Genomic DNA, 19,419 nt, shown 5'->3' with positions numbered 1-19,419 from the left:
GATGACCGACGCAGGAGCACCGCGATGCATCCACGAGATGGTGGCCGAGCAGGTCGCACGCACGCCTGACCGGATCGCGGTCAGTTTCCGCGGCAGCACCCTGACCTTCCGCCGGCTCGACGAGGCCGCGGAGGCTCTGGCGTCGCGCCTGCGAGCGGCCGGGGTCGGCAGCGGGTCGGTGGTCGCGGTGGTCCTGGGCCGCACGCCTGAGCTCATCGTCACCTTGTACGCGATCCTCAAGGCGGGCGGCGCCTACCTCTATCTCGACCCGGCGGAGCCGTCCGGCCAGCGGGAGCAGATCGTGTGCGACGCGCGGGCCCGGTTCGCCGTCGTCGGCTCGCGCTTCGGTGAGCAGGCGCCGGACGTGGAGCACATCCTCTATGTCGAGCCCGAGATGACCGAGGCGAGCGCACCTGAGCCGGCCGGAGCGGCGCAACCGCTTCACCCCGACACCCCCGTCTATGTCTGCTACACCTCGGGCTCCACCGGCGAGCCCAAGGGCGTCGTCGTCCCCCACCGCGCGGTCTGGCGGCTGATCAACGCTCCCGGCTGGATCGACGTCCGCGACGACGACGTCTTCCTGCAACTGACCCGGGTCGGCTTCGACGTCTCCACCTTCGAGATCTGGATGCCGCTGGTGAAGGGGTGCAGGCTGGCGCTCGCACCGACCGGGCACGCCGACCTCGAGGAGATCGTGGCGACGCTCCACGACGAAGGCGTCAGCGTGTTGTGGCTGACGACCGGCCTGTTCCACAAGATCGTCACCCATCACCTCGACGGGCTGTCCGGCATCCGCCACCTGCTGGCCGGAGGCGACGTGCTGTCTCCCGCGCACGTCCAGCGGGTGATGGCCGCCTACCCGGATCTGGTCTTCACCAACGGCTACGGCCCGACGGAGAACACCACGTTCAGCACGTGCTGGACCACCCGCGACAGCGGCGACGCGACGCGCGTGCCGATCGGCGTGCCCATCGACGGCAGCACCGGCAGGGTCCTGGACGAACGGCTGCAGGAGGTCCCCCACGGGGACGTCGGCGAGTTGTGGGTCGGCGGCGACGGCGTCGCCACCGGCTACCTCAACCGGCCCGGCGCGACGGCCGAGCGCTTCGTCGCCGACCCCGACCCGTCCAGGCCGCCGGGCAGCCGCATGTACCGCACCGGCGACCTGTCGCGCTGGACCGAGGACGACGTGCTGGACTTCCTCGGCCGCTCCGACCGGCAGGTCAAGATCCGCGGCTACCGGGTCGAGCTGAGCACGGTGGAGATGGAGCTGCTCAGGCAGCCGGGCGTCGAGCAGGCCGCCGTCCTCACCCGTACGAACGGGGCCGGTGACACCCGCCTGATCGCCTATGTGGCCGTGGGTGACATGGATCCGGCCGAGTGGACCTCTTTCGGTACGGCGCTGCGGGAGAAACTCATCGCGACCGTCGCCGCCCACCTGGTGCCGTGGGCGGTGATCGTGGTGAGGGACATCCCGCTCAACCCGAACGGCAAGGTGAACCGCTCGGCGCTGCCCACCGAGAAGATCCCCCGCAACGTCTGGAACGACTACGTCGAGCCGGAGCGCCCGGTCGAGCGCCGCCTGGCCGAGATCTGGAGCGACGCGCTGGACGTCGAGCCGATCGGGGTGGACGACAACTTCTTCGACCTGGGCGGGCACTCGCTGCTCGCCGCCGAGCTGCTGTCCGCGCTCCAGGCCGAGTTCGACGTCAACCTGCCGGCCCGCATCCTCTACCTGCGGCCGACGATCGCCGCCCTCGCCGAGGAACTGCTCCTGAGGCAGGAGCCCGGCACGACCAGGAAGGACAGCGCGGATGCAGGGACCCAGTAGCACCGGCGAGCAGGCCGCGCCCGGCTGCCCGGTCAGCACCGCCGCGCGAGGGCTGGCCGACCCGATGCTCTACGCCGATCTCGACTTCCGCTTCCGCGAGAAGTGGGCGGACCTGCGAAACCATGACCACCTGGACTGGGAGCAGATCGACGAGCGGAACGGGTTCTGGTCGGTGGTGAAATACCACGACGTCGACCGGGTGCTGCGCGACGCCCAGACGTTCACCTCCGAACGCGGCACACTGCTCAACATCCTCGGCGTCGAGGACCCGGCGGGCGGCAGGCAGATCGCCGCGACCGACCCGCCCCGGCACACGATCATGCGGGCCCGCCTGCAGAAGGCACTGGCCATCAAGTCCATCGAGGCGCAGCAGGACCTGATCCGCGACCTGGTCCTGGAGGTGATCTCCCCGCTCGCCGACGGTGGTCCGTTCGACTTCGCCCAGGCCATGCTGGCCCTGCCGGTCGCGGTGGGCGGCGAGTCCATGGGCCTCCCCCGGGCCGACTGGCCCAGACTCGGCCAGCTGCTCAACGCCTCGATCGCCGCCGAGGATCCGGAGTACCGGGTGCCCGGCGGCGCGCAGGCCACCCTGGACCAGGCACACCGCGAGTTGTTCGCCTATTTCCAGGACATCTACAAGGAGCGCCGCCGCAACCTCGGCGACGACCTCATCAGCATCCTGATCACCACCGAGGTCGACGGGCGCACCATGTCGCCCGGCGAGGTCATGTCCAACTGCTACAGCGTGCTGCTGGGCGCCGTGGTCACCACCCCGCACTCGCCGAACTACATGATGACCGAGCACATAGGCGACGGCCTGCTGGACCGGTGGGCGGCCGATCTGAGCGTCACCCCCACCGCGGTTGAGGAGGGCCTGCGCCTGGGCTCCCCGGTCAGCCACTTCATGAGGTACGCCGTCCAGGACACCGAGGTGCGCGGCACCAGGATCAAGGCCGGTCAGGCGGTGGTCTCGTGGCTCGGCGCGGCCAACCGCGACCCCGAGGTCTTCCCGGACGCCGAGACGTTCGACCTGCGCCGCAAGCCCAACAAGCACCTCGCCTTCGGGATCGGCCCGCATTACTGCGTCGGCCACACCGTCGCCCGGGTCACCCTGCGCATCCTGTTCAACCAGCTGCTGTCGCGCTTCACCGCCTTCGAGCCGGCCGGCGAGCCTGTCCGCCTGCACTCCAACTTCATCTCCGGCTTCAAGCACCTGCCGATCACCGCCAAGACGCTCTGACTCCCGGAGGGCCGCTCATGGCAAACCGCCCGAAGCGCCGCAACCCATGGCTGCCGCACGAGCCGTCGGCCACGGCGACCGGCCGGGTCTTCCTGATCCCGTACTCGGGCTGTGGCGCCAGCATGTACCGCCAGTGGCCGCGGCGGCGCGGCGGTGTCGAGTTCCTGCCCGTCGAACTGCCCGGCCACGAGACCCGCTTCGCCGAGCCGAACTTCGAGACCTACCAGGAGCTCGCCAAGAGCATGGTGATCGGGCTCGAGGACCATCTCGACGTGCCGTTCGGCTTCTTCGGCCACTGCGGGTCCGCTCTGGCGGCCTACGAGGTGTCGGCCGAGCTGATCAGGAGCGGCATGCCCGCGCCCGCCCGGGTCTACGTCTCCTCGGAGGTGGCCCCGCAGGACGGGCCCGCCGGGCGGTTCCTGTCCATGGACGACGCCGGGCTCGGCGCCGAGCTGGAGAAGTTGATCACCCAGCTCGGGGGGAAGCCCAGCGCGGAGCTCATCGAGCTCTACCTGGAGGTGTTACGGGCCGACGTCGAGACCAACAAACGGTACGTGATGCCGGAGCCGTACCGGCTGTCGTGCCCGATCACGGCGATCGGCTGGACCGAGGACGACGAGATCCCGTTCTCCACCATGGGCGGATGGGGGGAGTGCGGCGAGACGACCTCCATGCTCCTCGACGGCCGCCACCACCGCTTCATCGAGGCGCCCGAGGATCTGCTGGACGTGATGTGCTCAGGGCTGAGCGCAGCGTAAGGACGGGTAGGAAGGACGGGCAGGTGCGGCACGGCGACCCCCGCTGGCTCAAGCGTTTCGGGCGTGGCACGCCCGCCGAGGTCCAGTTGCTCTGTTTCCACCACGCCGGTGGCAGCGCGGCGATGTACCGGCACTGGCCGCAGCTCGTGCCGAGCTACGTCGAGCCGATCGCGGTGCAGCTTCCCGGCCGGGCCGACCGGTTCGCCGAGCCGCCGTTCGATCGGATGGCGCCGCTCGTGGACGAGCTGATCGCGGTGATCAAGCCCTTGCTCGACCGTCCGTTCGCCTGCTACGGCGTCAGCATGGGCGCGCGGGTGGCCTGGGCGCTCGCGCACGAGCTGCGGGAACGCGCGCTGCCGCTGCCGCGCGTGTTGTTCGTGGCGGCCAGCATCGCCCCCTGCCTGGACGACGGCACGTGGGCGTGGGAAGACCGCGAGGACGGCCTGGAGGGCTACGTGCGCGAGATGGGCGGCACGCCGGCGGAGGTGCTGGCCGAGCCCGAGCTGCTCGCGGGCCTGCTGCCCACGCTGGGGGCCGACCTCACCGTGCTCAGCACGCACGGCTTCCACCCGGACAAGCCGCTGGAGGTGCCGATCCGCGCCTTCGCCGGCACCGAGGACATCGAGTCGCCGCCGCCGCGGATGGACGGCTGGCGCGTGGAGACCGCGGCGCGTTTCGACCTCGACCCGGTGCCCGGCGGGCACTTCTTCGACTCCGCCGGCGAGCAGCAGGTGATCAGGACCATCAGCCACGACCTCGCCTGAGTGGTACGGCCCGGCCCGGGCCGTACCGCTCGGCTCAGGTGCGAGGGGTGACCACGCAGGGCAGCGAGGTGAACCCGCACTGGTGCGGCGAGTGTGACCGCCGGGCGTTGGCCAGGTCGATCTCGTACGACGAGATCAACGCCCCGATCTCCTCCAGCGCGATCCGCATCTCCAGCCTGGCCAGCGCGGCCCCGAGGCAGTGGTGCGGCCCGTGCCCGAAGCTGATCATCCGTTTGGTCTCGCGGTCCAGGTCGAAGGTGTCCGGGTCGGGGAACACCCGCCGGTCCCGGTTGGCCGAGGCGGGCAGCAGCGCGATCCGGGCGCCCTTGGGCATCCGGACGCCGTGCATGACGGTGTCCTCGGTCAGCACGCGCGCCACCATCTGGCTGGAGGAGTCGTAGCGCAGCGTCTCGGCGGCCCAGTCGTCGGCCCGCCCGTTGAGCCCCGCCCGCTGCACGTCGGGCCGGAGCCAGCCGTGGTACCACGCGTTGCCGAGCGTCTTGCCGGTGGACTCGTTGCCCGCGCCGATCATCACGAACAGGAAGGCGACGATCTGCGCGTCGGTGAGCCTGGCGCCGCCGACCTCCGCCGCGATCATGGCCGAGGTCAGGTCGTCGCCGGGCCGGCGGCGCAGCGAGGTCACCAGAACAACGAAGCGGCTCGCCAGGCGCAGGGCGGCCATGGCCGAGTCCGGGCTGCGCCCGTCCGAGCCGTCCACGTGGTGGTTGAGCAGGTCGGTGTCGGTGCGGACCGCGTCCCACTCGTCGGCGGGGAAGCCGAGCATCTCGCAGAGGACGTCGTTCGGCAGCGCCGCGGCGTAGTCGGCGCAGAAGTCGAACGTCGGCTCGTCCCACAGCCGCTCCAGCCGGGCGCGGGCCAGCTCGCGGATGCGGGGTTCGAGCGCTGCCATGCGGCGGGGGGTGAACGCCGAGGCCACCAGCCCTCGATAGAGGCCGTGCTCGGGAGGGTCCATGGACAGGAACAGGCTCGTCTTCTTCGCCTGCGGCCCCCACAACTCCGGCTCCAGCGAGATGCCGTGGCTGTTGGAGAAGAGGTGCGGCTCGCGCAGCGCGGCGTGGACGTCGGCGTGGCGTGACAGCGCCCAGAAGTCGCGCTCCTCGTTGCGATAGACCGGCGCGTGCTCACGCATCCACGCGTAGACGGGATGCGGATCCTCCTGCACCTTGAAGTCGAACGGATCGTAATGCGGCATCAACACTCCACTGCTGCTCACGGCGACTGTACGGCGGGGCCACGCGCTCGTCGCGTCCCCGGAACCTGGGGCCTGGCGAGTCGTGACCGGTGGAGGGCCCCAGTGGCTACACTCGCTGCCCATGACAGACATGGACGAGCACGATCGGCCCTGGCCGCCCATCGCAGGCGACGAGACCGCGACCCTCCTGGGTTTCCTCGACTACCAGCGCGCGACGCTGGCCTGGAAGTGCCGGGGCCTGGACACCGCGGGCCTGACGGCGACGGTCGGCGCCTCGTCGATGACGCTGGGCGGGCTGCTCAAGCACCTGGCCTACGTGGAGGACGACTGGTTCTCCCGAGCGCTGCACGGCCGGGACCGCTCCGCTCCGTGGAACACCGTGGACTGGCGCGCCGACCAGGACTGGGAGTGGCACTCCGCCGCCGGCGACACCCCGGACGAGCTGTTCGCGCTGTGGCAGAAGGCCGTGGACCGCTCCCGCGAGGCGGTCGCCGAGGCGCTGGAGGACGGCGGGCTGGACCGCCCGGCCCAGCGCGCCTGGCCCAACGGCCAGGCGCCGAGCCTGCGCTGGATCGTGGTCCACATGATCGAGGAGTACGCACGCCACAACGGTCACGCCGACCTCCTCCGGGAGTCGGTGGACGGGGAGACGGGAGAGTAACCGGGGTTCACGGCTTTCGCGCGGACATCTCCGTGTACGACTGAACCAGTGTCCGCGCCGCCGACTCCACCGTGTCGTACGGGCGCGCCAGGGACACCCGGATGAACCGGAGACCGCTGTCGGAGTCGGCCCAGTGGAACGGCGCGCACGGCAGCACGTGCACCCCGCGCCCGACCATGTCCTTGTACAACAGCGACGAGTCCGGCCCGTGGGAAGGCAGCTCGATCCGCGCGACGCTGATCTGCGAGGCGGGGTCGGCCAGCCGCAGATCGACCTCGCCGATCGTCTCCCTGAGCACCGTCCGGTTGCGCGTCACCAGGTCGCGGGCGCGCTCGTAGCCGCCGTTCACCCAGTCGCCGGCGAGGTTCGCGATGAGCAGCAGGACCACCGGCGAGGCGGACAGCAGCGACTCGGAGAACGCCCGGTCGATGGGCAGCTTCGTCCGCGCGCTGTAGGCCAGCAGCCCGATCTTGAGTTCGTGCGTCGGCCACAACTTGCCGGTGTCCTCGATCACGATCCAGTCGGCGCCCGCCTCGTCGAGGACGGCGTAGGTGTCGTACTGCGCGTCGCGCACCTGCCCGCGGAAGCTGGCGTCCACGATGATGATCTGGCCGTGCCGTACGGCGTGCTCGGCGAGCGAGCGCAGATGGCCTTCGGGGGTGACCAGCCCGGTCGGGTTGTTCGGGTGCGTCACCACGATGGCGCTGACCGGCGGCCCCGGCCAGCTCATGTCGAGCAGTTCCTCCTCCGCCAGGGGCACCAGCTTCAGCCCGCGGGTGACGAGCAGGTCGGCGATGTTGTCGAAGGTGGGGTGCAGCACGGCGACGGTCGACCCGGCGGGCAGCGCCCGCGCCACGATGTCGGTGGCGAGCGTCGAGGAGTAGCAGCTCAGGATGCGACCGGTGCCGACCGGGGCGCTGTGCTGCCCGATCGCCTTCAGGAACGTGGCGTGCGCCTCGCGTTCGATGTCGGGGAATGGACGGCGGGACGCTTCGGCGAACATCTCCGGGATCCGGGCGACGATGGCCGCCTGCTGCTCGGAGAGGACCAGCCTCGCGTGACCGTCGGTTAGGTTGAGGCCGCCATCGACGTCGGTCAGCGCGTCGACTTCCATCGTGGTGAGGTTGCCAACCTCGATCATCTGTGGCCCTCCCAGCGGCATGACATGGGGCTTCGCGGCATATGCCGCCGCAGCGGCAGCCTAGGTCGAGCCACGGTCGCGCACCTGTCCCCTCTACTGGGGACCTCCGGGGGATCTGCCCGGGAGGCGGGGGCTGAGAGAATCCGGGCATGAAGCTCACCGCGCGGGCACTCAACCGGGCCACCCTCGATCGGCAGCTCCTGCTGCGGAGGGAGCCGCTGGAGGTGGCCGAGGCGGTGCGCCGCGTGATGGCGTTGCAGGCGCAGCAGGCGGCCTCGCCGTATGTCGCGCTGTGGAACCGCGTCGCCGACCTGGACCTCGCCGACCTCGACGCCGCCTTCTCGAGCTACACGGTCGTGCGGGGGACGATGATGCGGATGACGCTGCACGCCGTGCACGTCGACGACTATCCGGCCTTCCGCGACGCCATCGAGCCGACCATGTACGCCACCCATCTGAACGGCCGCTTCACGCCGCGCGGCCTCACCGTCGAGGCGGGGCGGATCCTGGTCAGGGACCTGCTGGAGTTCGCCGCCGAGCCGCGGACCGTGGAGGAGATGAAGGACTGGCTGGAGCCACGCCTCGGCGAGCTGTCGGCGGCGGGGGTGTGGGCGATCCTGCGCTCGTACACGCCGCTGCTGCGGGTGCCGACCGGCGGGTCGTGGTCGTTCACCACGCGGGTGTCGTGCGTGGCCTCCTCACCTCGGCCCACGCTCGACCTGGACGCCTCGGCCGAGGCCCTGCGGGTGCTGACGCGGCGTTACCTGGAGGCGTTCGGACCGGCGTCGGTGGCGGACGTCGCGCAGTTCGCGCTCGTCCAGCAGGCCCGGGTCAAGGTCGCGCTGCGTGCCATGGACGGTGAGGTCGAGCAGTTCGAAGGCCCCGGCGGCAAGGTGATGTGGGACCTGCGGGGCGCCTCCCACCCACCCGAGGACGTCCCGGCGCCGCCCCGGCTGATGGCCATGTGGGACAACACGCTGCTCGCGCACGTGGAGCGCGACCGCCTGCTCCCGCCGCCCTACCGCAAGCTCGTCATCCGCGCCAACGGCGACGTGCTGCCCACGCTGCTCGTCGACGGCTACGTCGCCGGGGTGTGGCGGCCGGCCGAAGGAGGGATCGAGGCGGCGGCGTTCCATCCGCTGCCGGACGAGGCGTGGGACGGGCTCGCGGCCGAGGCGAAGGCCCTGGTGGCGCTGCTGGCCGGGCGCGAGCCGCATCCGTATCGCCGCTACGACCGCTGGTGGGAGAAGCTTCCCGACCTGGAGACCACGCTGCTTCCGGGGTAGCCCCTGGTTCGCGTGACAGGCGACACGGGCGACATATCCGTACGTTCCGAATATGCGCAACCTGGCACCGGGTGAGCTCGTCTACGACCCGTTCTCGTACCGGATCCACGAGGACCCGTATCCGGTGTTCGCCTGGATGCGCGAGCACGCGCCGCTCTACCACAACGCCGAGCGGGACTTCTGGGCGCTGTCCCGCTACGAGGACGTCCTGCCCGCGCTGCGGAACCCGGGGCTGTTCTCCAGCCGTAACGGCATCTCCCTGGAGCCGGATCTGTGGGGGCAGGCCGCGGTCAAGACCAGCTTCTTCCTCGCCATGGACCCTCCCGACCACGGTGCGATGCGCCGCCTGCTGGGCAACGCGTTCAAGCCCCGGTGGGTGGCGGCGCTGGAGCCCCGGATACGGGAGCTGACGCGGGCCAGGCTGGCGCCCGCACGGGACGGCGGGGTCTTCGACTTCGCGGACTTCGCGGCAGCCGTACCGAACGATGTCATGTGCGAGGTCGTCGGCATACCGGCGGCGGACCGGGACCGGATCCGCGCCGACAACGACCTGCTCAACCACTGCGAGGACGGCACCGACGAGAGGTCGGGCGAGACCATCGGCGCGGGGCTGCGCCTCGCCGTCTACTACGTGAACCTGATCGCGCAGCGGCGCAGGCGGCCGGGTGACGACCTCACCTCGATGATGATCGAGGCGCGGGTCGACGGGAGGCCTCTGACCGACTCGCAGCTCGTGGCCTTCCTCTTCCTGCTCGTCAGCGCGGGCAACGACTCGACCGGCAAGCTGATCGGCAACGCCTGGTATCACGGGTGGCGCCTTCCCGACGTCGGCCGCGCGGGCCTGAACGGGCGGGCCACGGACTGGGGGGCGGAGACGCTCCGCTACGACTCGCCCAGCCAGATGACGGGCCGGACGCTCACCGAGGACAGCGTCATCCACGGCGTCCGGCTGGCCGAAGGCGCCAGGATCGCGTTGCTGCCCGCTTCCGCCAACCGCGACGGGCGGGTCTTCCCCGACCCGGACACCTTCGACCTGGACCGCGACACGAGCAGGCACATCGCCTTCGGCCACGGCCCGCACTTCTGCCTCGGCGCGGCGCTGGCCCAGCTCGAGATCGCGGTCGTGCTGCAGGAGGTCGGCGCGGTGGTGGCGGACTACGACCTCGACCTGTCCGCCGCCCGGCGCGTCCACTCGCCGCACCAGCGCGGGTTCGCCTCGCTGCCCTCCGAGCTCACCCTCCGCCCCGAACCGTCGCCCGCCGTCTGAGGAGCACCCCATGTCGATCTCTTTCGAGATCCGTCCCAGCGACCACCCCGTGCCGGCCGCGGAACGGCAGGCCGTGCTGGCCGCGCCGGGGTTCGGCGAGCATTTCACCGACCACATGGCCACGCTGCGTTGGACGACCGAGCAGGGCTGGCATGACGCCCGCGTGGAGCCGTACGCGCCGCTGAGCCTCGATCCGGCGACCGTGGTCTTCCACTACGCGCAGGAGTTCTTCGAGGGGATGAAGGCGTACAGGCAGGACGGCGGGGCGATCGTGATGTTCCGGCCGAGGCGGAACGCCGCCCGGTTCAACCGGACGGCGCGCCGGCTGGCGGCGCCCGAGCTGCCCGAGGACGTCTTCATCAGGATGCTGGAGCTGCTGGTCACCCAGGAGCGGGACTGGGTGCCGTCGGGCGACGGCAACAGCCTCTACCTGCGCCCGTTCGTGATCGCGACCCAGCGCGGTCTCGGCTTCACGCTGCCCTCGCGCAGCTACCTGCTGTGCGCCATCGCCTCCCCGGCGAGCTATCTCGGCGGAGGCACGCCGAGACCGCTCACGGTGTGGTTGTCGGAGGACTACACGCGCGCCGCTCCCGGTGGCACCGGCGACGTCAAGGCGGCCTGCAATTACGCTCCCGCGCTCGCCGCCCAGCAGGCGGCCGTGGCGCGGGGCTGCGACCAGGTGGTCTGGCTGGACGCCGCCGAGCACGTCTGGGTCGAGGAGATGGGCGGGATGAACCTGTTCTTCGTCTACGCCACCGAGGACGGCCGGCGCCGGATCATGACGCCCGCGCTGACCGGGACGCTGCTGCCGGGGGTGACCCGCGACTCGCTGCTCCACCTCGCGCCCACGCTCGGCATCGACGTCGAGGAGGGCCGGATCTCGGTCGATCAGTGGCGCGCGCAGTGCGCGTCCGGCGAGCTCGTCGAGGTGTTCGCCTGCGGCACGGCGGCCACGGTGATCCCGGTCGGCGCGGTCAGGAGCACCTCGGGTGACTGGCTCGTCGGCGACGGCGGAGTGGGGCCGGTCACGCTCATGTTGCGCCAGAGCCTCATGGACATCCAGTACGGCCGCACCCCCGACCCTTTCGCCTGGATTCACAAGGTTTGTTGATATACGGGATCAATGTCCCCTGAAGGAGGGAATGGTGTTGTCACGCGGTGCTCGGGATGCTCAGTGCCATACGAAGGGAGCATTCACTTGCGACTGAGTCCGAGGACGGTGCGCCAGATCGACTCGCCGTTCGGCGAGGCGCGCGAGTTGGAAAATCAGCGCCGCAGGGAACGCGACCTGCTCGACCTCTCTCAGGCGGCGCCGTGTTATCCGGCCGCTCCGGCCGTGGTCGAGCACATCGCCGCCATCGCGCGAGATCCCCACGGCGGGGACTACACCGACATCGCCGGGTTGCCGCACCTGCGCGAGGCATTCGCCGCCGACCTCTCCCGAAGTTATCTGAGCCACGTGCGCGCGGAGCAGATCGTCATCACGGCGGGCTGCAACCAGGCCTTCTGCCTCGTGGTGTCCGCGCTGGCGGAGGCGGGCGACGAAGTGGTGCTGGCGGTGCCGTACTACCCGAACCACGACATGTGGCTGCGCCTGAACGGCATCCGGCCGGTCTACCTGGAGCCCGGCCCGGATCTCCTGCCGAGCCCGGAGACGGCCGAGGCGCTGATCACCCCGCGGACCCGGGCGATCGTCCTGGTGACTCCGGGCAACCCCAGCGGGGTGACGGCCGGCCCCGAGGCGATCGAGCGCCTGGCGGAGGTGGCCAGGCGGCATGACCTGGCGCTGATCCTCGACGAGACCTACCGCTCCTTCCGCGACACCGCCGAACCGGCGCACCGGCTCCTGTCCGACCCCCAATGGGAGCAGACGGTGGTGAGCCTGCACAGTTTCTCGAAGGACTACGCCATTCCCGGCTACCGGGTGGGCGCGCTGGTCGCCTCGCCGCTGCTCAACCGCGAGGTGATGAAGCTGCTCGACTGCGTGGCGATCTGCGCGCCGCGCATCGGGCAGGAGGCCGCCTGGGCGGGCCTGACGCTGGCCCAGGAGTGGAAGCTCGCGCGGGCGCGCGAGATGGAGGAGAAGCGGCGGCGCTTCGCCGCCGTGATGGCGGAGCGGCCGGGCGGCTTCGAGCTGGTCTCTGCCGGGGGCTTTTACGGGTGGATACGCCATCCGTTCGCCGGGCGCCCCACCGAGGAGGTCGTCCGGGACCTGGCGATCACGTATGACACGCTCGTCATTCCCGGTACGGCATTTCTCCCTGAAGATGGTCGGATGCTGCGGGCAAGTTTTAGCAATGTGGATCAGGAATCGTTCACTGATTTCGCCGGTCGCTTGACTGCCGCGGGAATGTCATACATGACCATACCTGCGAATTGATCACATTTACCTAGATCCCGAATTCATCCAGAAGTGCAGGCCGCGGCGGACCTTATCATCTCCGCCGCGGCGCTGCCTATAGGCCTTATCGGGCCAGCTCTAGGTCGACTCCGAGAATTACCGAACGGCGCGGAATCATCACTGGATGTGAAATTCGATAGGCACGCCGAGAGGTTGACATCGACGAGAAAACAGCTTAGAAAAGGCTGGTAAGGTGAAAAGCGAGTCAAGAAGTATATTTCCTCGCTTGTAATGGAAATCCATGATGATGCCCGGCCGGCGGGATGTACGGGGGCCCCGTGATCAGAATCGACGTCCTTATCAGTTCGCCAATCTTCCTCGCTGGGCTCGTCCAGGCTCTGACAAGTGCCGGTATTCAGGTGGTCGCGGAGAGATCCTCTCCCGACGAAGAACCCTCCTGGATAGCGGACGCCGCGTTAATCGACGTGGACGCGCTGCCGCTGTCCGACAATCTCGCCTACATCAGGGAAGTCGCCAAGCGCACCGAAGTACTGGTTCTGAACGACGGGGACGACACCGACAGCTACCTGCACGCGGGAGCGTCGGGTGTCATCGGCAAGCGGGCGACGGCCGAGCGCGTGGTCTCGGCGGTGCGGGCCGTGGCGTCCGGCTCCCGCTTCGTTCCCGTCGAGTGCGAAGTACGGCCCATGCTCGAACGCCACGAGGCGCCCGGCTATCACCTCTCCGAGCGGGAGGAACAGGTGCTCCGCCAGATCTCCAGGGGCCTGACGCACGGGCAGATCGCCACGCGGCTCGGCATCAGCCCGCACACGGTCGACACCTACGTCAAACGGATCAGGACCAAGCTCGGCGTGGGCAACAAGGCCGAGCTCACCCGCGCGGCCCTGCTGGGCCGTCTGGTCGGTAGCGAGAACGGATGAGCCGAGAACGACCACGTGAAGAACCTCGCGGCGGTCCACGACAGCTCGGCGCTCCGGAAGTGAGCACCCCACGCGGCCTGACGGGGAACTCCCCGTCAGGCCGCGTCAATGGTGACCGTGGTGACCACCAGCCCACCCTGCACGGCGAAGCGCCCCGTGAGCTCCCGCAGCCGCTCACCGGCCACGAAAGGCCCCGGCACCAGCAGGCGAGCCGCGAAGGACGCCGTGGCCTCCTCGAACAACACCTCCACGGCGTCGAAGTCGAGGAACGACCCGGCCAGCGGATACCACGCCTTGTACACCGACTCCTTCGCGCTGAACAGCACCCGGTCCCAGGCGATCCGCGGGTTGCCGCCGGCCAGCCTTTCGAGCCTGGCGCCCTCCGCCGGCGTGGCCACGAGCTTCAGCACCTCGGAAGGCAGCGGACCATGCGGCTCGGCGTCGATGCCGAGCGCGAGCAGGTCGTCCGTTCGCGCCACCGCGGCGGCCCGGTAGCCGGCGCAGTGCGTGATGCTGCCCACCACCCCCTCCGGCCAGCGTGGCGCGCCACGCTCACCCTTGGGGATGCCGACCGGCGGCAACCCGAGCCGGACGAGGCCGGACCGGGCCAGCCGGCGCCCGGTCGCGAACTCCTGGCGGCGGCCGCGCAGTGCCCGCGTCACGCAGACCGCCTCCTCCGGGTGCAGCGGCACCCCCGGCGCGTCGCCGTACGCCTCGGCCGCCGCCACGGCGGGCGGGAGCAGCCGCTCGATCACGACGGCTCGACGGGAAGGGGCAGCACCTGGCGCGGCCCGGTGCCGTTGACCCCGCCGCGCCTGGACCACTCCCGCGGATAGCCCACGGAGACCTCGATGTGCGGCACGCCGTCGTGCCAGGTGGTCCTGCGGATGTGCAGGTGGCCGTAGACGACCGCCGCGGCGTTGAAGCGCAGGTGCCAGTCCGCGGTGCGCCGCGTGCCGCACCACTGCGCGAACAGCTGGTGACGCAGGACCCGCGTGGGCTCGCGCACCAGCGGGAAGTGGTTCACCAGCACCGTGCGGACCCCGGGTCCGAGCTCGGCCAGGCGCTCCTCCATCTCCTTGACGCGCGCCTCGCACCAGGCTTCGCGGCTCACGTACGGGTCGGGGTGAAGCAGCAGCTCGTCCGTGCAGACGACACCGGACTCGTACGCCCGCGCGAGCGCCTCCTCCTTGGTCGCCGTCCCCTCGGGCAGGAAGCTGTAGTCGTACAGCAGGAACATGGGCACCACCGTCACCGGCCCGCCGGGCCCCGTCCAGACCGGGTAGGGATCCTCGGGGGTGACGACGCCCAGCCGGCGGCACATTTCGACCAGGCTCCGGTAACGGTCCTCGCCACGCGGGCCGTACACGTCGCCGGGCAGCGTCCACAGCTCGTGGTTGCCCGGCGTCCAGATCACCTTGGCGAACCTCTCGGTGAGCAGCCGAAGCGCCCACTCGATCTCGCCGGGCCGCTCCGCGACGTCCCCGGCCACGATCAGCCAGTCGCCCGGAGACCCGGGCTCCAGGTCGAGGAGCAGCCTGCGGTTGTCCCTGTGGCCGACGTGGAGATCGCTGACCGCCAGGAGCCTGGGGCCGCTCACCGCGCCTCCGAGACCGGCACGCCTTCGAGCAGCGCCCGCCGTACGCTCGACAGCCCGGCCGTCAGCTCCGCGGTGGTGCCGCCGAAGCCCAGCCGCGCGTAGCCGGTGAAGGCGTCGCCGAAACACTCGCCGGGCACCAGCAGCACCCTGTCCCGCTCGGCCAGCCGGCGGCACACGGCGGTGGCGTCGGGGTGGCCGGGGAACTCCACGAACGCGGTCACGCCGCCGTCGGGCGGGTTCACCCGCACCAGGTCCGGGAGCTCCGCCGCCCAGTCGCGCAGCAACCGCAGGTTGCCGTGCGCGTGCTCGCGCTGCATCGCGACGATCCGGTCGGCGTTCCTGACCGCCTTCTCGGCGAAGAACTCCAGGACCGGCGAAACGTACAACGCGATGTAGTCGCGCAGCACCGCCATCCGGGACAGCAGCTCGGGCGGTGCGAGGCACCAGCCGACCCGGAGCCCGGCCAGCCCGTAGCTCTTGGAGAACGTGCCGAACGTGATGCACTTGTCGTACCGGCCGAAGGGCAGCGGGAGCGGGTCGGCCGTGTACGTCAGCTCGCCGAAGGCGTGGTCCCACACCAGCCAGGCGCCGGCCTCGGCGGCGATGTCGATCAGCTCCTGCTGTTGCTCACGCGTGATGGAGACGCCGGTCGGGTTGTGCGGGAAGTTGACCACGATCATCTTCGGCCCGGTGGAAGCCAGCTTCCGCAGCAGCGGCAGGTCGGCGGAGAAGCCCTCCTGCGCGCGCAGCGGCCACGGGGTGATCCGGCAGCCCATCCCGGCGGCGATGTCGTACAACTGCTGATAGGCGGGATCGACCACGATCACCTCGTCCCCCGGGTCCAGCAGCGTGTGCATGACGATGTAGATCGCCTCGCTGGAGCCGTGGGTGACCATCACGCCGTCCACGTCGCCGCCCGTCCACCGGTCGGCCAGCGCCGCCCGCAACGCGCCGCCGCCGAAGCACTCGCTGTCGTGAAAGATCATCGAGCCGAGCTCGGACAGGTCGAACCCGCAGATCGTCCTCAGCTCGTCGATGGTCAGGTCACGCACGCCGCTGCTGCCGATGTCGTGGTCGACGTTGTGGTAGTAGAGGCGCATCCACTCTTCGAGTTTCGCGATCGCGAGCTTCATGAACGGTCATCCTTTACCGGTCGGTGCGAAGGTGAGGACGTGCTCTGCCGCCGCCTCGATGCTCTTCCTCCTCCAGCGCATGGGGGTGTCCTGTCCCGTACGCCAGAGCTCCAGCTGGTCGTCGAAGTGGGGATGGAAGGCGTGCCCGGAGGTGCCGGCCAGCAGGACCCATCGCGACCCCTCCGGATCGGACAGGTCGACGATCATTCGCATCGTGGGCACGAAGACGACGTCGTCGTACCCACCCGCGGCCGACCAGCTCGTGGAGTTGACCGCGTCGCCGCCGCCCGCGATCGGCACCGGGCCGCGGTTGAACAGCCACTCCACCGGCGCGATGCCGGACTGGCCCGGCCCGTAGCCCCGCAACGTCAGCGTGTGCAGGTCGCCCCAGCGCCAGGCGGCCGGGTCGGGGCCGAGCCGCGCGGTGAGCTCGGCGGTGGCCTCGTCCATGGCGGCGGCGAGGATGTCGGCCATCGACTCCCTCCTGCCGGTGCGCCGGTCGTCCCACCACGGTGACTCGGGCGACCTCAGCAGCGCGGCCACGACCTCCCACCAGCGGTCGCCGTTACCGGCCTTGCGGTCCTGCGGCAGTTCGTCGAAGGTCCGCGCGAGCAGGCTCCGCCAGGTCGCGTTGTAGAAGGCCGCCGCGGCCGAGTCGGTGCTCTGCTGGAAGTCCCAGCCCTTCAGCAGGTTCCGCGCCTTGGCGACGGCGCCGTCGTTCAGGGGAACGGCCAGCAGCGCGGGCACCACGGCGGCGGCGCCGCCGTTGAGGTTGTCGGACTGCATCCGCCGCATGTCCGCCACGCCGATCTTCCCGCGCGCCGTGCGTTCGGCGATCAGGTCGAGGATGCGGCGGCCGCGGTAGCCGTACGTCCAGTCGGTGGTGATGACGTGCCGGTAGGACGGCCCGGCCACCGCCTGGTTGGCGGTCACGATGACGCCGCCGGGCGGGTCGGACAGCGTCGGCAACTCGGCGAACGGGATGAAGCCCGTCCAGTCGTAAGCGGGGTCCCAGCCCGGGACCGGCCAGGATCCGTCACCCTTGCCGCGGATCGGGATGCGTCCCGGCGCCTGGTAGCCGATGTGGCCGTCCACGTCGGCGTAGACCAGGTTCTGCGCGGGCTCGTCGAAGAGCGCCGCCGCCGCCCGGAACTCCGTCCAGTTCGCCGCCTTGTTGATGCCGAAGAGCGCGTCCATCGTCCGGCCGGGCTCGGACGCCGTCCAGCGCAGCGCCACCGCGTACGGCTCCGCCGCCGCCGGCGCGGGCACTCCGGGCTCGCCGGTGTCCAGGCTGGGCAGCGGCCCCGGCGTCAGGCTCGGCAGCGGTCCGCCCGACGGGTCCAGGGGAGGCCGGGCCGCCACCCCGAGCATGTCCGCCCGCCGGTCCGACAGCAGGGGACCGTGCCGCGTGGCGCGCACGGTGATCGTCACCGGCTCGCCGCCCGCCACCTTGATGACCTCCTGCCGCGAGTCGAGCGCGCGCCACGCCTTGCCGTCGAAGTACCGCTCACCTTCGACCTTCTCCAGGTACAGGTCGGACACGTCGGCGGGCAGGTTGGTCAGCCCCCAGGCGATCCGCTCGTTGCGTCCCGTGACCACGCCGGGCAGGCCGGGCATCGTGAAACCCTGCACGTTGTACGCGCAGGAGCACCGGAGCCCGACCTGGTACCACGTCCCCGGCAACGACGCCGCCAGATGCGGGTCGTTGGCCAGCAGCGGCTTGCCCGACGCCGTCAGCGCGCCGCTCACCACCCACGAGTTCGAGCCGATGCCCGCAGTGTCCCCACCCGTATCCCCGCCCGCGCGGAGCGGGAGTGAGCGCAGCGCGTCGAGCGCGGGGGCCGCCTCCCGCCACACGCGGGCGGGAACCGGCCGGGACGGGGTGCCCGGCGTGTCCACGATGGGGCGGTTCCTCGCGTACGGGTAGGGCGGGTAGAGCTGCTCGATCTGGCGCCTGCTCAGGCCCTGGGCCAGCAGCAGCGAGCGGTCGATCTCGGCGTCCATGTTGCCCAGCAGTTCCCACGCCAGCGCCTTCAGCCAGGCCAGGGAGTCCACCGGGTCCCACGGCTCCACCGTGTAGCCGGGGTTCTGCAGGCCGAGGACGGTGTACTCCAGGCTTTTCGCTCCGGAGGCCGCGGCGGCGCCGTTCGCGGCGATCCAGGCGTTGACGCCGTCGGCGTAGGCGCGCAGGTAGCTTCTCGCCTCGGGTGAGATCCGCTGCCATTCCCGCTCCGCGGTCCGCCGCCAGCCGAGCGTGCGCAGGAAGGCGTCGGTGCGCACGAGCGGGGGGCCCAGCAACTCCGCCAGGCGGCCCGAGGTCAGGTGCCGCCGGTAGTCCATCTCCCAGAAGCGGTCCTGGGCGGTGACGTAGCCCTGGGCCTGGAGCAGGTCCGTGGCCGAGTCCGCATAGATCTGGGCGACGCCGTACGAGTCCCGGAAGACCTTCACCGGCGCGGTCAGGCCGGGCAAGGACAACGTCCCGTCGTACTGGGGGAAGCCGCGCCGCACCGACCACACCGCCAGCCCGGACGCCACCAGCGCGAGCACCACGACCACGGCGCCCGTCCACCGCACCACCCTCCACCACCGGCGGCGACGGCGCGGGACGGGGCCGCCGGGCTCCGGCAGATCGGGACGGGCAGCCGGCCGGGTCTCATCGGGGATCATACGCACCTGCCCGGAGAGCTCGTCATGCCTCGTCCACGAGCCGCGCCAGCTCGTCGACGGTCGAGGCCGCGAGCACGTCCACCAGCGACACCTCCACCGCGAACACCTCGCGGACCTGGGCGGCCAGCCGGGTCGCCACGATGGAGGAGCCGCCGAGCGCGAAGAAGTCGTCGTGGACGCCGACGTCGCCGACGCCGAGGAGCTCCTGGAAGATCTCCGCCAGGCGCCGCTCCACCGGCGTGCGCGGCGCCACGTGCGCGTCGGCCGGGCCGAGGTCCGCCTCCGGCGTCGGCAGCGCGCTCAGGTCGTAGTCGCCCTCCGGCGTCAGCGGCAGCGCGTCCAGCACGAACAGGTGGTCCGGGATCAAATAGCCGGGCAGCCTGCTGCTGAGGTGCTGCCGGATCCGGATCGTGCCGACCGCCGGGTCCGGGCCGGTGACGTAGCCGAGCAGCATCGTCCGGCCGTCCACGCCGACGTATCCGGTCACCACCGCGCCGCGCACGTCAGGAACGCGGCGCAGGGCGGCCAGGGTCTCGACGGTGTCCACCTGCGGGTCGGTGTGGTTCACCACGATGT

Annotated in this window: 17 protein-coding genes; 10 read left to right on the top strand and 7 right to left on the bottom strand. The window is 70.8% G+C overall.

The window, feature by feature from the left end; genetic code table 11:
* Position 1 precedes the first annotated feature (1 nt).
* Genes ABZX61_RS49320 through ABZX61_RS49305 form a run of 4 tightly spaced genes read left to right on the top strand, consistent with a single transcriptional unit; the run spans position 2 to position 4,593 of the window.
* Entirely contained in the window at positions 2–1,831 is a 1,830-nt protein-coding gene (locus ABZX61_RS49320) for a non-ribosomal peptide synthetase (protein ID WP_355205827.1), read from the top strand.
* Positions 1,815–3,071: a cytochrome P450 gene (locus tag ABZX61_RS49315; protein ID WP_350737228.1), complete on the top strand. Its 1,257-nt coding sequence runs from the start codon at positions 1,815–1,817 to the stop codon at positions 3,069–3,071. Before ABZX61_RS49320 ends, ABZX61_RS49315 begins: the two co-directional genes overlap by 17 nt.
* Before the next feature lie 17 nt (positions 3,072–3,088).
* Positions 3,089–3,829, top strand: a complete 741-nt coding sequence (locus tag ABZX61_RS49310) for a thioesterase domain-containing protein (protein ID WP_355205823.1) — start codon at positions 3,089–3,091, stop codon at positions 3,827–3,829.
* A gap of 23 nt (positions 3,830–3,852) precedes the next feature.
* Positions 3,853–4,593, top strand: a complete 741-nt coding sequence (locus ABZX61_RS49305; protein WP_355205820.1) for a thioesterase domain-containing protein — start codon at positions 3,853–3,855, stop codon at positions 4,591–4,593.
* A gap of 34 nt (positions 4,594–4,627) precedes the next feature.
* Here ABZX61_RS49305 and ABZX61_RS49300 read toward each other — a convergent pair whose 3' ends face one another.
* Positions 4,628–5,806, bottom strand: a complete 1,179-nt coding sequence (locus tag ABZX61_RS49300; protein ID WP_350737236.1) for a cytochrome P450 — start codon at positions 5,804–5,806, stop codon at positions 4,628–4,630.
* A gap of 121 nt (positions 5,807–5,927) precedes the next feature.
* Here ABZX61_RS49300 and ABZX61_RS49295 point away from each other — a divergent pair, with 121 nt between their 5' ends.
* A complete protein-coding gene (locus ABZX61_RS49295) occupies positions 5,928–6,467 on the top strand; it encodes a DinB family protein (protein WP_355205817.1) in 540 nt (179 codons plus the stop codon).
* A 7-nt stretch (positions 6,468–6,474) separates the two neighbouring features.
* Here ABZX61_RS49295 and ABZX61_RS49290 read toward each other — a convergent pair whose 3' ends face one another.
* Positions 6,475–7,608: an aminotransferase class I/II-fold pyridoxal phosphate-dependent enzyme gene (locus tag ABZX61_RS49290; RefSeq protein ID WP_355205814.1), complete on the bottom strand. Its 1,134-nt coding sequence runs from the start codon at positions 7,606–7,608 to the stop codon at positions 6,475–6,477.
* Positions 7,609–7,757: 149 nt separating this feature from the next.
* On the opposite strand from ABZX61_RS49290, the gene ABZX61_RS49285 reads away from it, so the two are divergent.
* From ABZX61_RS49285 to ABZX61_RS49265, 5 genes are all read left to right on the top strand, one after another.
* The gene (locus ABZX61_RS49285; protein WP_355205808.1) at positions 7,758–8,894 is read left to right on the top strand and encodes a winged helix DNA-binding domain-containing protein; all 1,137 of its coding nucleotides are present in this window, start codon (positions 7,758–7,760) and stop codon (positions 8,892–8,894) included.
* A 52-nt stretch (positions 8,895–8,946) separates the two neighbouring features.
* The gene (locus ABZX61_RS49280; protein ID WP_355205805.1) at positions 8,947–10,161 is read left to right on the top strand and encodes a cytochrome P450; all 1,215 of its coding nucleotides are present in this window, start codon (positions 8,947–8,949) and stop codon (positions 10,159–10,161) included.
* Positions 10,162–10,171: 10 nt separating this feature from the next.
* Entirely contained in the window at positions 10,172–11,272 is a 1,101-nt protein-coding gene (locus ABZX61_RS49275) for a branched-chain amino acid aminotransferase (RefSeq protein ID WP_350737250.1), read from the top strand.
* Between the two features lie 12 nt (positions 11,273–11,284).
* Entirely contained in the window at positions 11,285–12,541 is a 1,257-nt protein-coding gene (locus tag ABZX61_RS49270) for an aminotransferase (RefSeq protein ID WP_350737252.1), read from the top strand.
* Positions 12,542–12,987: 446 nt separating this feature from the next.
* Positions 12,988–13,443, top strand: coding sequence for a response regulator transcription factor (locus tag ABZX61_RS49265; protein WP_355205801.1), 456 nt, complete (start codon positions 12,988–12,990; stop codon positions 13,441–13,443).
* Between the two features lie 95 nt (positions 13,444–13,538).
* Here the strand turns inward: ABZX61_RS49265 and ABZX61_RS49260 are convergent, their stop codons facing one another.
* Genes ABZX61_RS49260 through ABZX61_RS49240 form a run of 5 tightly spaced genes read right to left on the bottom strand, consistent with a single transcriptional unit; the run spans position 13,539 to position 19,414 of the window.
* The gene (locus tag ABZX61_RS49260; protein WP_350737257.1) at positions 13,539–14,198 is read right to left on the bottom strand and encodes a 4'-phosphopantetheinyl transferase superfamily protein; all 660 of its coding nucleotides are present in this window, start codon (positions 14,196–14,198) and stop codon (positions 13,539–13,541) included.
* Entirely contained in the window at positions 14,195–15,043 is an 849-nt protein-coding gene (locus ABZX61_RS49255; protein ID WP_355205799.1) for a metallophosphoesterase, read from the bottom strand. Before ABZX61_RS49255 ends, ABZX61_RS49260 begins: the two co-directional genes overlap by 4 nt.
* On the bottom strand, positions 15,040–16,176 hold the full coding sequence (gene vioD / locus ABZX61_RS49250) for a capreomycidine synthase (RefSeq protein ID WP_355205796.1): 1,137 nt from the start codon (positions 16,174–16,176) through the stop codon (positions 15,040–15,042). The genes ABZX61_RS49255 and vioD overlap by 4 nt, the downstream gene beginning before the upstream one ends.
* 6 nt (positions 16,177–16,182) lie before the next feature.
* A complete protein-coding gene (locus ABZX61_RS49245; RefSeq protein WP_355205794.1) occupies positions 16,183–18,843 on the bottom strand; it encodes a penicillin acylase family protein in 2,661 nt (886 codons plus the stop codon).
* A gap of 22 nt (positions 18,844–18,865) precedes the next feature.
* On the bottom strand, positions 18,866–19,414 hold the full coding sequence (locus ABZX61_RS49240; RefSeq protein ID WP_355205791.1) for a phosphopantetheine-binding protein: 549 nt from the start codon (positions 19,412–19,414) through the stop codon (positions 18,866–18,868).
* Positions 19,415–19,419: the final 5 nt, after the last annotated feature.

It is taken from the genome of Nonomuraea sp. NPDC003709 (genome assembly GCF_040610775.1).
Lineage (GTDB): Bacteria > Actinomycetota > Actinomycetes > Streptosporangiales > Streptosporangiaceae > Nonomuraea > Nonomuraea angiospora_A.
The sequence above is the reverse complement of the archived record's forward strand: the minus strand, read 5'-3'. Positions and strand labels throughout refer to the sequence as shown.